The organism is Streptomyces sp. NRRL WC-3618 (genome assembly GCF_001280005.1).
Taxonomy (GTDB): Bacteria; Actinomycetota; Actinomycetes; order Streptomycetales; family Streptomycetaceae; genus Streptomyces.
Genome location: NZ_LGDW01000062.1, coordinates 1 through 13,335, shown reverse-complemented (window position 1 = coordinate 13,335; position 13,335 = coordinate 1). Strand labels below are relative to the sequence as shown.

Sequence of the window (13,335 nt, the reverse complement as noted above, 5' to 3'; positions counted from 1 at the left end):
GTGGGTCAGGCCCAGAACTCGTTGCTGCGGTCGATGTCCTCGACGCACTGGTCCAGGTCGGTGATCTTGTCTCCGACGATCCGGAAGAAGATGGCGCCCGGTTCGTCCATCCGCCGGCCCTGGCGCTCGGCGGTGAAACGGTACACGCCGACCACGTGCCCCCGGCCGTCGACGAGGCAGCTCGTCAGCGCGACACGCAGGGTCCCGGCCGTCTCCTCGCCGAGCCGACGGTACATGTCGATGATCGCGTCCTGCCCCTTGAAGTCCCCGGCGAGGGGATGACTTCCGGGTACGTGTTGCGTGGCGTCGGACGCCATCAGGGCGCGCAGTGTGTCCATGTCACCGCGCGAGAAGGCCTCGAAGCCCCTGCGGATCAGGACTGTGTGCGGGTGCTCAGTCATGGTGATCGCCACCTTTCGGGGGTGCGGGCGATGTCTGACCGACGGGGCCCATTGTCCTCGGGTCGGGGGCGGTACGCAGATCGGAGGCGGGTCCGGCCGAAGGGCGTCCCGGTCTCAGGTGTCCGGTCTCAGGCGTCCTTCTTCCACTCGATGATCTGGAGGTAGTTCCCGTCGGGGTCGGCGAACGTGCCGAACCTGCCCTTCGCCCGGTCCTCGACCGACACCCACTCCACACCGGCCGCGTTCAGCTGGGCCTCGGTGGCGTCGAAGTCGTCGACGTGGAAGTTGATGATCGTGCGACCCGGTTCGTTGTTCTTCGCCTGGACGTCGTCGCGCCCGTCGATGACCAGCAGGAAGCCGCCCAGATCGATCGGGCCCTCGCCGGTGAACTCGGGCGCCAGGGCCTTGACGTACCAGGCGCGCAGCTCGGCGGGACGGGTCGTGCCGAGCAGCATGCTTCCCGGCTTCAGTGTCGTCATGTCGCATCTCCCTCGTTGTGTTGGTCGTGTTGGTCGTGTTGGTCGTGTTGGTCGTGTTGGTCGTGTTCGTTGTGTTCGTTGTGTGGGGAATCGCGTTCCGGTGCCTCGGCTGCCTCGGCTGTCTCGGCTGCGCGCTTGATCGCCGCCAGCCTGCGGTCCCAGTCGGCCGCGAGCGCGGACATCCACTGCGTGGTGGCGTCCAGGCCGGCGGACCGGAGTGAGTACCTCATCTCGCGTCCGACCCGGCTGCCGACGACGAGTCCGGCGGCGTCCAGGACGGCGAGGTGTTTGACGATCGCCTGTCGGGAGACGGGGAGCTGCTCGGCGAGCGTCGTCGCGGTGGCCTCGCCCCGTACGGCGAGGAGGTCGAGCAGTCGGCGGCGGGTGGGGTCGGCGAGCGCGGCGAGAACGCTGCCGACCTCCTCGGCCGCGCCGTCGGGTTCCGTGCTCACACGGTTGACTCTTCGACGCGCTTCTTCGTCGCGTCGAGGACCTGCGGCCAGCCCTGGGACAGGTCCTGGACCGTCTTGGCGCGCACCTCCTCGGACACGGCCAGCGCGGCGAAGCCGCTCTCGACCACGGTGAGGCGGGTCTTGTCGCCCTCGGCGGACAGGGTGAACTCCACGAGGGTGCTGTTGCTCTCGGTCAGCTCGTCACCGGGGGTGGCGGGGGCCCAGCGGTACGCGAGGTACGACTGCGGCTCGACCTTCACCACGAGCACCGGGAAGTCGCCGTGCTCCGGGTTCCTGGCCACCATCGACTCGCCCTCGACGGCGGTGGTGCCCTTGATGCTCTCCGCGTCGGCCACCCAGAAGCCGGGTGCGGACACCAGCGACCAGACACGCGCGACCGGGGCGTCGATCAGGGTGTCGCGCTCGATGCTGTCTTCCCTGTTTTCTCTGTCTTCGCTCATGAGGAGACTCCTTGAAGTGTCCTTGAAGTGCCGGCATTCCGTGCAACCAAATAGTTGCACGTTGCCAGTCCTCATGCAACCCGTTGGTTGCACATGTGCGTGGGAGGGGTGCGGAACGGCTCACGGTTGCGTCGCCGCCTCCACGACGGCTCTTCCCGCCCGCAGTGCGGCGACGGGGTCGGCCGCCTCGTCCAGTTCAACGAGGACGATGCCGGCGCCGGGCGTACCGGACATCGCGTCGGCCCACGCCCGCCAGTCCACGATGCCGGTGCCCAGCTCGGTCATGTAGGGCTGTTGCTGGGCGAAGACCGTCTCGTCGATGGTGAGTTCGACGTCGATCGGTCGGACGGCGTCCTTCCAGTGCGCGAGCGCGATGCGCTGGGAGTGACGGCGCGCGACCGCGACCGGGTCGCCCCCGCCGAGCGCGATGTGGCAGGAGTCGGGGCACAGCCATACGTAGCGCGGATCGGTCAGGGCCATGAACAGGTCGATGTCCCGCTCGTACCAGAAGGTGCTGTTGGACTCGGTGTGGAAGGCGAGCTTCACGCCGTACCGGGAGACGGCCTCGCCGACCACGTGGGCGATGTCGGCCATCCGCGTCAGGTACGCGGCGTCGACGAAGAAGGGCGGGCGCGTCCCGAACGTCGTCCGCATCGGCAGTCCGGTGACGAGCAGTTCCGCTCCCACCTCGGCGAGGAAGGCGGCGCGTCGCTCGGCGTCGGCGACGATCGCGGGCAGGGCGCCGTCCTGCCGCCAGTCGGGGGCGTCGGCGCCGGCGACGAAGGCGCTCACCACGGACAGGCCGCGGGCCGCCAGCTCGCGGCGGAAGGCGGCCGCACCGCCGAAGGCGCGCAGAGCCGAGTCGATGTCGCCGGGTGCGAAGGTCAGCTCCAGGGCGGTGATCCCGGCCTCCGCCGACGCGTCCATCACCCGCAGCCAGAAGGCCTGGGGGTCGGCGAAGGCCCAGTCGCGCAGGGCGTCGGCGGAGTCCAGCCCCCAGAAGTCGGGGTGGTAGAAGGTGATGACATCGGTCGCGAAACGCCGTGCCGGCGGTGTCATGCGGTGCCTCCGCGCGCGTTGTAGACGGTGATCCCGCCTGCGTCGACGGCGTCCCGGTAGCCGCGGAACACGGTGAGGGCCTCGTCCCGCAGCACGTCCCGCGTGACCGTGATGCCGCGTGCCTCGAACTGCTCGGCCCAGTCCGCGCCGAGCGGGCCCTCGTCGAAGGTCGTGATCTCCTCCAGCTCCGGCCCCTCACCCGCGACCACCAGCCCGCGCACCCCGGACCACATCGTCGCTCCGTAACACTGCACGCACGGACGCCAGTTGACGACCAGCTCGGATGCGGGCAGGCCCTCGCCGCCGAGATCCCAGCCGCCGGTCGCCGTCTGTGCGAGGCCGAGCGCGACGACCTCGGCGTGCGCGCTGGAGACGCCCGAGGCGAGGACGACGTTCACGCCGACCGAGATGATCCGGCCGGTGTCCTGCTCGGCGACGAGCGCCGCGAACGGGCCGCCGTTACCCTCACGCCAGTTGCGGTCGGCGAGGCGGTGCACGAGGCGCATCCGGTCCTCGCGGTCGGGGACGACGGGGGGTACGTCGGCGAGTTCGTCGTCGATCCAGGGCGGCAGGGCGACCCGGTATTCCTTCGGGATGTCGATCACGGTTCCGGATTCCTCTCAACTCACGGCAGGCATGGTGACGCGTTCGGCGACGGCACGCGCGGCCCGTACGGCGGTCACCGCGCCGGCCAGCGTGACGTTGGCGGCCATGGCGGTGGGGATCACACCGTTGCCCGCCAGGTACAGGTTGTCGAAGCCCCACACCCGGCCGTCGGGGTCGCACACACTGGTGCCGTCGTCGGCGCTGCCCGCCCGGACGGTGCCGGTCTGGTGCAACGACGAGCCGGGCGGCAGCAGGGCCAGTTCGGTGTCGGGGTCGAAGGTGCCGAACTCCCCGGCCAGCGACCGGACTTGGTCCAGTGCCCGGTCGATCAGCGCGCGGTCGGCGGGGGAGTAGCCGAACTCGACGGTGAAGCGTGGCATCCCGGCCAGGTCGGTGTCCGACTCCGAGAAGACGAGCCGGTTCTCGGGACGGGACTCGACGGGGGCGTACAGCGACAGGCCCACCGAGTGCGCCAGGGGGCGGCCGGCCTCGTCCACGTACGTGCGGTTCATGATCTGGCCGTGGAACGGCTGGGCCGCTCCGTTCTGCGGCAGCCAGAGCGAGTCCGTGGCGAACTCGCCGGGCAGCGGCAGGGGCAGGGCGTCGAGGCCGATGCCGAATCGGTCGAGGTCGAGCAGCACACGGGCGCTGATGAAGGCGTGCTCGTTGAGGTGACGTCCCAGTGCCGGGGGCCGGATGCCGGACGCGAACAGCAGTTGGGGGGTGCGCAGGGCGTCGGCGCACACCAGCACGGCCTCCGCCAGGAGTTCGGACTCGGTGCCGTCGGCCACCCGACGCAGCCGGGCGCCGGTCACCCGGCCGCCCTCGGTGACGAGGGACGTGGCGAGGGTGCCGGTCAGGAGCGTGAAGGCCGGGTCCCCGCCCGCCGCGATCGGGGGGAAGACCGTGCCCGGAGCGGTGCGCCGCAGGGGGCCCGCCGGTGTCGCGGTGACCGCCATCGGCATCGGCTGCGGCCGCCGGTCGTCCGGTCCGACACGGTCGTAGCGCCGACGCAGTACCTCAAGTACCCGCTGTCCGACCGGAGTCGGGCCGATGGCGGCGGGCGTGACCGCGAGCAGGCGGCGCGCGGTGTCCAGATCCGTCGCCCAGCGGTCCGGGTCGCCGAAGTCGAACACCTCGTCCTCGGCGGGCCAGGGGGTCGCGGCGGTCCAGTGCACGCCCATGCCGCCCGCGTTCCACGCGAGCGCGGCAGCCGGCATCGCCTCGGCGCCTTCGCCGAAGGCGAGCGCGTGGAACATGCCGGGTGCCAGGCCGGTGATGCTGTCCGCGACGTCGCGCACCACCTCGGCGCCCGTGTACAGGCCCTGGATGCCGGTGGCGACCCGTTCGTTGTAGCGCGACCACAGGGCCGGGTCCTCGAGATCGTGCAGATGCAGGCCGGGGGCCGATCCGATCGGCAGGCCGCCCTCGACCATGGTGACGTCCAGCGTCGGATCGGCGTCCCGCAGCAGCCGGGCCGCGACCGATCCCATGATGCCGCTGCCCACGATGAGAACGCCGGTCCTGCTGGTGCCGGTCATGGTCGGGCTCCTGTCCTGTGCAACTGGGTGTGAGGGGAGAGTGGGGTGCGGGACACGCGGTCACGCGCTCGGGGCGGGTGGGCCGAACAACTCGGTGTCCATGTGGTCGAGCACGAACTTGACGGCGCCGATGAGCGGGCCGTCGGAGCCCAGGACGGTGACGCGCAGCTCGACGGCGGGGGTGCGGGCGCCGCGCATCGCCGCGCGCACCCGGGGCAGCAGCACATCGGCCGCGTCCTCCAGCCCGCCGCCGAGCACGATGAGCGACGGCGCGACGGTCCACGACAGGGTGGTGAGGATCGACGCGATGTTCTCCACGAACTCGTCGACCTCCGCGAGCGCCGCCGCGTCGCCGCCCCGGGCCGCGTCGAAGCGGCCCAGCGCGACCCGCCGACGGGACGGATCCGGTGAGGTCAGCCACGCCACGGGGCGGTCCTCGACCGAGCCGGCCGGCAGCGACACCGCCTCGGCGATCTCGCCCGCGGAGCCTTCGAGACCGCGGTGGACGTCACCGCGTATGAGGATGCCGAGACCGGTCCGGTTGCCGAGCATCGCCCATACGACGTTGTCGTGGTCGCCTGCCGCACCCCGCCAACGCTCGCCGAGCGCACCCAGATTGGTGTCGTTGTCCGCGAACCACGGCATGCCGATGCGCCGCCCGAGCTCCTCGGGCAGGCATACGCCTTCCCACTGCGTCGTGTGCACCAGGCGCCGTACGACGCCGTCGTCGTCGATCGCGCCACCGCCGGCGATCGCGCCGGCCCGGAGCTGGTCCGCCGTCCCGCCCGCGTCGGCGAGGGCCTCCCGCACCAGCGCCGCCGCGTCGTCGAGAGTGGCCTGCGGATCCTGGTAGTCACGCAGCGGCCGGTGCGCCCGGCCGACGATCCGGCCGCGTACGTCGGCGACGACCGCGGCCCCGTCCAGGGTGGTGATGCGCACGGCCGCCAGCAGCGCGTGCTCGGCCCGCAGCTCGTACCGGCGGGCGGGGCGCCCGGCGCAGCCGCTCACCGGCACCCGTTCGAGTTCGCTCACCCGGCCCGCGTCGACGAGCGAGTCCAGGATGAGTTCGACGGTACGGCGGGACAGGCCGACCCGCTCGGACAGCTCGGCCAGCGTCATCGGGCCGGCCGACACCGCCAGCGTGCGCAGGATCACCGAGGTGTTGACCCGCCGGACGGCGCTCTGGTTCATCCCGGCCATCAGCGCGCCTCCGTAGGGTCGGACCCCGCCACCACCGGGTCGTACACACCTGTGGTGTCGACCGTCGGTGTCGCCCCGGGCGCGCCGTATTCGCGGGCGGGATCGCCGCGCCTCCCGGTCGCCCGCTCCCAGGCCGGCGACCCGCCATGGACGAATGCGGCAAGGTCGGCGTGCATGGCTGCGGCGAGGTCGGCGGGCGGCCGGGTGCCGAGGGCCTCGGCGGTTCCCGGCGCGTCGAGCACGTCGAAGAAGAACGGGATGTCGGCGCAGTGCACGGCGCCGCCGAGGACGGGGGAGGGCCATTCGAAGGAGTACAGCCAGGTGCCTGCGGGGGCGTCGCGCCGCGCCGCCGCCGCGCGCGGACAGGCGGTACGGAACAGGGTGTCCGTCACTCGGGTGCCCGCCGCGCGGGCGGCGGTGTCGCGGGGGCCCGGGGCGCCGCCGTCGAACTCGTCGCCCGTCGCGCCGAGCAGCAGCGGTACGTCGTGCCCGTACACGGCGAGGCCCTCGGCGACGGGCACCGGAAGGACGTCGTCGCCGACGACCGGACCGAGCACCGGCGGACCGTCGTCGCCACCTTCGCTCCGCAGCAGACGGACGCCCCGCTGAACGCCTTCCACCATGAGGCCGCCGAAGCCGTCGCGCGTCGGCGGCACGCCGAGCCGGTCACCGAGCCGTCCGGCGAAGTCGCGCGCGGCATCCGCGCCCACCTCGAAGAAGCCGCCGGACACACTGACCGCGCGCTGGAAACGATCACCGCCGAGGGGCGAGGAGAGCAGCGCGAGCACCGCCGCGCCGCCCGCCGACTGACCGGCGAGGGTGACCCGGCCCGGGTCACCGCCGAACGCCGCGATGTTCTCCCGCACCCAGTCGAGCGCGAGCAGCAGGTCCCGCAGCCCGAGGTTCGGGGGTACGCCGTCCAGCGGGGCGAACCCGTCGACGCCGAGCCGGTAGCCGGGCGTCACGGTGACGATGCCGTCGCGGGCGAAGGCGCGGCCGTCGTACCAGGGACTGGCCGGGCTGCCCGCGAGGAAGCCGCCGCCGTGGATCCACACCAGCACCGGGCACGACACACCGTCCGTGGGGGCGACGACGCTCAGATTCAGTACGTCGTCGCCCGGCACCGACGGCTCCGGAATGGTGGTGGCGGCGGACAGCGGCACGCGCTGCGAGGTGGCGCCGTGCCGGGACGCGTCGTACGGCTCCGTGAACCGGCGGCGTGGCACCGGCCCCGCGAACCGCCGCGCGCCGACGGGCGCCTCGGCGAACGGGATACCGAGGAAGCGCCGTACCCGGCCGGTGCGGCGGCCGATGACCGCACCCGCGGGCGCTTCCACCACGTCCGTCACATCCACCATGTCCATCCCATCCACCGCTTCCGTCCCCTCCACCACGGTCACCGCATTCCCGTTCCGGCGACGCCCTGCACGAAGTAGCGCTGCAGGAACAGGAAGAGCACGAGGACCGGCAACATCACGACGATCGCACCGGCGAGCATCAGCCCGTAGTCGGTGACGTGCGAGGCGGCCTGGCTGGTGGCGGCGAGGCCCACCGGCAGCGTGTAGGTGGAGGTGCTCTGGGCCACGACGAGCGGCCAGATGAAGTTGTTCCACGAGTAGAGGAACGACATGATCGTGATCGTCGCGACGGCGGGTCCCGCCAGCGGCAGGAAGATCCGGAAGAAGACCCGCAGTTCCCCCGCCCCGTCGATCCGGGCCGCTTCCAGCAGTTCGTCGGGGACCGACAGGGCGTACTGCCGCATGATGAACACGGACAGCGGCAGCGCCGCGCCGGGCAGGGCGATACCGGTGAGGGTGTCCGCCAGCCCCAGGTCGACGGTGATCACGAACTGGGTGACGAACACCGTGGTGAACGGCACCATCAGTGCCGCCATGACCGCGCCGAACGCGATCCGCTTGCCCGCGAAGTCCAGCTTGGCGAGCGCGTATCCCGCCGCCGACGCCGCCACGATGTTGCCGGCGACGACGATGACCGCGACCACGATGCTGTTGACCAGGAAGCCGCCGAAGCCCTCGGTCCTGAACAGTCGTACGAAGTTGTCGAGGGTGATGCGGTGCGGAAGCCAGGCGCCGGGGTCGGAGCGGATCTCGTCGAGGCTACGGAGGGAGCCGCTGAGCACCCAGACGAACGGCAGCAGCGTGAGCAGCGCGCACAGCACGAGCGCGCCGTACAGCAGGGGACGGGCGACGGACCGACGGCGCACGCGCGTCCGTTCGTCCGCCATGTCGACGTTCCGCGGTGCGGCGATGGTGGTCATGCGCGGGGCCTCAGCAATCGGAACTGGACGATGCTCACCAACGTCACGAGGAGGAGCGTCACGAAGGACGCCGCCGAGGACATGCCGAACTCGCCGACTCCGAACTGCTGGTAGGTGTACAGCGCCACCGACTCGGTGGAGCCCAGCGGGCCGCCGCCCGTGAGCAGATACGGCTCGTCGAACACCTGAAGGTAGAAGACGGTCAGCAGCACCGAGACCATCAGCGTGGTCGGCATCAGCAACGGCAGGGTGATGTGCCTGAGCTGCCGCCACCGGCCGGCCCCGTCGAGGGAGGCGGCCTCGTACACGTCCTGCGGAATCGCCTGCAGACCGGCGAGGAACAGCACCATCGCGATGCCGAAGTTGCGCCAGACACCCAGCAGGATGACCACGGGCATGGCCAGATGCGTGTCGTCCAGCCAGTTCGGCCCGGCGAAACCGATGACGCCGAGCACCTTGTTGACGGTGCCGTTTGTGTTGAAGGCGTACTGCCAGATCATCGCGACGGCCACGACGTTCGTGACGACCGGCGCGAAGAAGACGGTACGGAAGGCGCCGCGCAGCCGCCGGATGCCGGAGTTGAGCGCGAGGGCGAGGGCGAACCCGAGCCCCATCGTCAGCGGCACTCCGACGGCCACGAACAGGACGGTGTTGAGGATGTCCCGAAGGAAGTTCGGGTCCGCCAGCAGCCGGAGGTAGTTCTGGAGTCCGGTGAAGTCGACGGCGAGCGGATGCCGCAGGTCCGTGCCGCGCAGGTCGGTGAGGCTGAACCCGAGCGCGGCGACGGTCGGTAGCGCCGTGTAGAGCAGGAACACCAGGGCGAACGGTGCGAGGAACAGCCAGGCGACAGCCGTTCGCCGGGCGCCCCCGGGCCGACGCGCACCGCGCGGCGTCGTCGGCCCGATGGTGGCGGTCATCCGGGGATCACCCCTTGCCCGTGCCGAGGCTCTCGGCGTACGCCTGGACATTCGCGGCGGCCTTCGCGGCGGTTCCCCTGCCCCTGGCCACGGCTTCCATCTCCTTGCCGAGCCGAGTGGCGACCTGCTGCCAGGTGCTGACCTGCGGGAACGCCCGGGTGTTCTTCAGCTGGGCGAGGAAGGCGTCCAGCAGCGGCTGGCTCGCGATGGCGGGGTTGGCCCAGGCGGCGGCGACGGCCGGCAGTGAGCTGTACGCCTTGTACTGCGCGACCTGGGTGCTCGGCTCGGAGATGTACCGGATGAGCTTCCAGGCCGCGTCCGCGTTGCCGCTGTCGGCGAGCACGCCCCAACTGCCCCCGGCGGAGAAGGAGACGCTGCCCGACGATCCGGCGGGCAGGGGTGCGGTGGCGACGTGGGAGGCCGTCCAGCCGGTCTTCTTCGCGACCGCGTCGAGCTGGCCGACGACCCACGGGCCCGTGATCATGCAGGCCGTCTTGCCCGACACGAAGTACGGCTGCGCGTCGAGGAACGTGGGCCCGCTGGTGTCGGCGACGCCCGAGGTGAAGAACGACGCGTTGTACGTGATCGCGTCCACCATCGCCGGTGTGTCGAGCGTCCACTTGCCGCCGGACGACAGCAACGAGCCGCCCGCCTGCCAGGCGTACATCGCGACGTCCTGGCCGTTGAAGACGTCCCAGCCGATGTCCGCCCCGAGCGCGTGCCCGGCGCCTGCGCGCTGCAACGCCTTGAAGAACGGCACCATGTCGTCCCAGGTCGTCGGCGCCTTCACACCCGCCTGCCTGGCGAGGTCGGAGCGGTAGACGAGCGCGTAGGTGTAGGCGTACCAGGGCACCGTGTAGGCGACGTTCTTCGCCACACCGGCGTCCCACAGGCTCGTGAAGAACGCGGACGGTTCGACGAGACCCTCCGGGACGGGCCGCAGGATCGACGGATCGAGGAACTGCGCCTGCGACTCGGGGAAGAACTGGGCGACATCGGGCCCCTTGCCCGCAGCGATCGCCGACTGGAGCTTGGTGTAGTACTCGGCGTTCGGGATCAGCGTGAGCTTCACCTCGAGCTCGGGGTTAGCGGCCTTGAAGGGCTTGACGACCTCGTCGAGCACGTTGGCGTCGCCCTGGGCGGCCCAGACGTCGACGGTTCCCTGGGCCGGGGAGTTGTCGACGGGCTTGGAGGTGGCGGCGGGCGCGGCGTTGTCGTCGCCGCGACCGCAGCCCGCCAGGGAGAGGCTGCCGAGGAGAGCTGCGCCGGCGGTCAGCCGTAGGGCACCGCGTCTGGAAGGGTGGGACACGCTGGGCTCCTGTCTCATGGGCGCTGAGCACAGAGGGGATTTCGGGGAAAGTAGCGATTTCGGTCCCATGGGAGGCGACCGGGGCGAGGGGGGTTTACCGCGATGGCGCTTTGACGGCGTGGCAGTGACCGTAGGCGTGACGGGTTGCCGTGGCATCGCGGATCCGTCACGGTGAAATTTCGGAACTTGTAGCAAAATCCCTCTGTGTCCCGTCCGGGTTCTGCGCGGCTCGCTGATCTCGCGGATCTCGCCGCCCCCGGATGACGTGTGGAAGGTCAAGCTCGGCACGGGCGACTCGGCGAAGGCGTCGGCGAGCGTGACCGTCGCGAGGGCCGTGGCCGAGGGCCGCGAACTCGTCGGAACAGTACGGCTGGTGTAGGCGCGCGAGCCGTAGCCGTAGCCGTATGACGCGGTAGGGGCGGGTGTCCGGTACTTCGGACACCCGCCCCCAGGTGGCCACCCCGAACCCGCCGTCAACAGCGTCCCGGGACGAATGTCAGGCAATCATCCGCGCATTCGAGCCGACGTGATCGCCGGCAGATCTTCGCAGGTCGCGGGTGGGATGCTCACTCGCTTCAGCCATCGGTCGGTCCCGTCGTAGCGCGCCTGGAAACTGGCGCGGCCGTGCACCGCCCTGTAGTTGTCGATGAAGCAGCGCATACCCGGCTCCAGAGGTACGCCGACCAGGTTCTCCTCGATGGAGGCCATGACGCGCTTCAGGGTGCTTTCGGCCCTGTCGTCACCGGGAGCGGTGTACGTGTAGGCCGGGTCGATGCGCAGGACTGCAAAGCGGAAACAAGACGCCGCACGCCTCCCTCACTCTGGGCGAAATCCTGACTTACCATCAGAAATCGATCGATTACGCTCGGTTGAGATGCAGCTGTCAAGGATCTTGTGCTGTCCGCTCTCGACTCCTAGGATCCGTGACGTTCGAAGGTTCGGTTCGCGTTCGCAATGTCGAACACGATCCGGGCTGAAGCGGCTTGCGCATGGTGTACATGCCGGGCCGGGCATGACAGCACCCGCATCATCCGTCCCAGTAAGGCTCTCCCGCCACACGTCGAATGCCGGACTTGGAAGGGTGTACCTGGCATTCGTGCGGCGAGCCCCGATCGCCTCCAGGAGCTTCGTGTGACGTCACCCGCACCATGCCCACGCCCGCGCCTGTGCCGCGCGGCCGTGGCCCTCCTGTTAGGCCTGGGGCGGCCGGCCCGTCGTCCAACTCGTAGGCGGGGCCTGGGACACGTCGTACCCCAGCCCCGTCCTGCCGCCCTCACCCCGCAAGGTCACCCCACTGACCGGCGTCGGCATCTTCGACGGAACGACCGTGAAACCGAAGTGGGAAGGGAGCCACGATTCGGACAACGGCAAGTGGTCCGTCAACAACGGCCTGACCCTGCGCACCGCGACGGTCACCAACGACCTGTACTGGGCCCGCAACACCCTCACCCACCGGATTCAGGGACCCACCTCCACCGCGACCATTCAGCTGGACTACGCGACGATGCGCGACGGCGACCAGGCCGGACTCGCGCTGCTGAGCGACCTCTCTGCGTGGATCGGCATCGAACGAGACGGCGGCACAACGCGGTAGTGATGGTCAACGGCTTGGCCCTGGACAGCAATTGGAACACCACCGGCACCGGCACCGAAGTCGCGAGCGCCAACGTCACGGGCGCCAACGTCACGGGCGCCAACGTCACGGGCGCCAACGTCACGGGTGGTCGCATCCGGCTGCGCGCGGCCGCCGACATCCGCCCCGGGCGCCTCCCGTCCGGGAGCCTTCTCCACAGCGCCGACGGCACCAACTTCACCGCCTGGGGCCCGCGTTCACCATGGGCGACACCTGGCAGTTCTTCATGGGCTGCCGCTTCGCCCTTTCCGACTACGCCACGCAGACACTCGGCGGCTCCGTCCGCATCGCACGGTTCGCGCTGACCGCACCCCGAGTGCAGCAACGTTTCTCCCCCGCATCTGACCAGCAGCTGCTCAGTCCCCGACCCGCAGCACCAGGAAGGACCACAGCATGTCCAGTACTGACGTCCACAGGCCAACGGCTCAGCCGACCGCAGTGAGATCACCCGCCACCGGTACGAGACTCGCCCGGGCAATCTGGGGGCTGATCCTCATATTGGCGTTCGCCGTCCTTCCCGCCGCGGTGCATCCCACGGCGGCCAGGGCCGACAACCCGATCGTGCAGCACGTCTACACCGCCGACCCGGCCCCGCTGGTGTACAACGGACGGGTCTACCTCTACACCGGGCACGACGAGGACGGCTCCACCTCCTTCGTGATGAAGGACTGGCGGGTGTGGTCCTCCGACGACATGGTCAACTGGACCGACCACGGCTCACCGCTCAGCCTGAACACCTTCAGCTGGGCGGGCGCCAACGCGTGGGCGGGCCAGGCCGTCGAACGGGGCGGCAAGTTCTACTGGTACGTGCCGGTGTCGGTCCGGGCGACCGGCCAATTCGCCATCGGCGTGGCGGTGGCGGACAGCCCCACCGGCCCGTTCCGGGACGCCCTCGGCCATCCGCTGGTGGAGAACAGTGAGATCGACCCGACCGTCTTCATCGACGACGACGGTCAGGCCTACCTGTACTGGGGCAACCCCAACCTGTGGTACGTCAAG

Annotated in this window: 13 protein-coding genes and 2 pseudogenes; 2 read left to right on the top strand and 13 right to left on the bottom strand. The window is 70.5% G+C overall.

Features of this window, described 5'->3' with window-relative positions; all coding sequences use genetic code 11:
• Positions 1-5: 5 nt before the first annotated feature.
• The 13 genes and pseudogenes from ADL01_RS08785 to ADL01_RS08725 form a co-directional block, all read right to left on the bottom strand.
• A complete protein-coding gene (locus ADL01_RS08785; RefSeq protein ID WP_053741348.1) occupies positions 6-401 on the bottom strand; it encodes a nuclear transport factor 2 family protein in 396 nt (131 codons plus the stop codon).
• 128 nt (positions 402-529) lie between these two features.
• Positions 530-880: a VOC family protein gene (locus tag ADL01_RS08780; protein WP_053741347.1), complete on the bottom strand. Its 351-nt coding sequence runs from the start codon at positions 878-880 to the stop codon at positions 530-532.
• A gap of 107 nt (positions 881-987) precedes the next feature.
• Positions 988-1,332 (bottom strand): annotated as a pseudogene (locus tag ADL01_RS08775) (ArsR/SmtB family transcription factor); the annotation flags it as partial.
• Positions 1,329-1,793: an SRPBCC domain-containing protein gene (locus ADL01_RS08770; protein ID WP_053741346.1), complete on the bottom strand. Its 465-nt coding sequence runs from the start codon at positions 1,791-1,793 to the stop codon at positions 1,329-1,331. The gene ADL01_RS08770 and the pseudogene ADL01_RS08775, both read right to left, overlap by 4 nt.
• A 120-nt stretch (positions 1,794-1,913) precedes the next feature.
• Complete coding sequence (locus ADL01_RS08765; protein ID WP_053741345.1) at positions 1,914-2,852, bottom strand: sugar phosphate isomerase/epimerase family protein; 939 nt, start codon at positions 2,850-2,852, stop codon at positions 1,914-1,916.
• Positions 2,849-3,457 carry a nucleoside deaminase gene (locus ADL01_RS08760; protein ID WP_053741344.1) on the bottom strand — a complete coding sequence of 203 codons (609 nt, stop codon included), beginning with the start codon at positions 3,455-3,457 and terminating at the stop codon, positions 2,849-2,851. The genes ADL01_RS08765 and ADL01_RS08760 overlap by 4 nt, the downstream gene beginning before the upstream one ends.
• 15 nt (positions 3,458-3,472) lie before the next feature.
• Complete coding sequence (locus tag ADL01_RS08755; RefSeq protein WP_053741343.1) at positions 3,473-4,999, bottom strand: GMC oxidoreductase; 1,527 nt, start codon at positions 4,997-4,999, stop codon at positions 3,473-3,475.
• 60 nt (positions 5,000-5,059) lie between these two features.
• Positions 5,060-6,199: an ROK family transcriptional regulator gene (locus tag ADL01_RS08750; protein ID WP_053741342.1), complete on the bottom strand. Its 1,140-nt coding sequence runs from the start codon at positions 6,197-6,199 to the stop codon at positions 5,060-5,062.
• Positions 6,199-7,557 (bottom strand): carboxylesterase family protein, encoded by a 1,359-nt coding sequence (locus ADL01_RS08745; RefSeq protein WP_053741407.1) that lies wholly within the window; start codon positions 7,555-7,557, stop codon positions 6,199-6,201. Before ADL01_RS08745 ends, ADL01_RS08750 begins: the two co-directional genes overlap by 1 nt.
• Positions 7,558-7,595: 38 nt before the next feature.
• Positions 7,596-8,477, bottom strand: a complete 882-nt coding sequence (locus tag ADL01_RS08740; RefSeq protein WP_053741341.1) for a carbohydrate ABC transporter permease — start codon at positions 8,475-8,477, stop codon at positions 7,596-7,598.
• Positions 8,474-9,394, bottom strand: coding sequence for a carbohydrate ABC transporter permease (locus tag ADL01_RS08735; RefSeq protein ID WP_053741340.1), 921 nt, complete (start codon positions 9,392-9,394; stop codon positions 8,474-8,476). The genes ADL01_RS08740 and ADL01_RS08735 overlap by 4 nt, the downstream gene beginning before the upstream one ends.
• Before the next feature lie 7 nt (positions 9,395-9,401).
• Complete coding sequence (locus tag ADL01_RS08730) at positions 9,402-10,703, bottom strand: extracellular solute-binding protein (protein WP_053741339.1); 1,302 nt, start codon at positions 10,701-10,703, stop codon at positions 9,402-9,404.
• A 504-nt stretch (positions 10,704-11,207) separates the two neighbouring features.
• Positions 11,208-11,411 carry a TauD/TfdA family dioxygenase gene (locus ADL01_RS08725; protein ID WP_053741338.1) on the bottom strand — a complete coding sequence of 68 codons (204 nt, stop codon included), beginning with the start codon at positions 11,409-11,411 and terminating at the stop codon, positions 11,208-11,210.
• Between the two features lie 496 nt (positions 11,412-11,907).
• Between ADL01_RS08725 and ADL01_RS41565 the strand changes: the two are divergent.
• Positions 11,908-12,649: pseudogene (locus tag ADL01_RS41565) on the top strand (xylosidase); the annotation flags it as partial.
• An 80-nt stretch (positions 12,650-12,729) separates the two neighbouring features.
• A partial coding sequence (locus ADL01_RS08710) for a family 43 glycosylhydrolase (RefSeq protein WP_159049484.1) occupies positions 12,730-13,335 on the top strand: 606 nt, incomplete at its 3' end.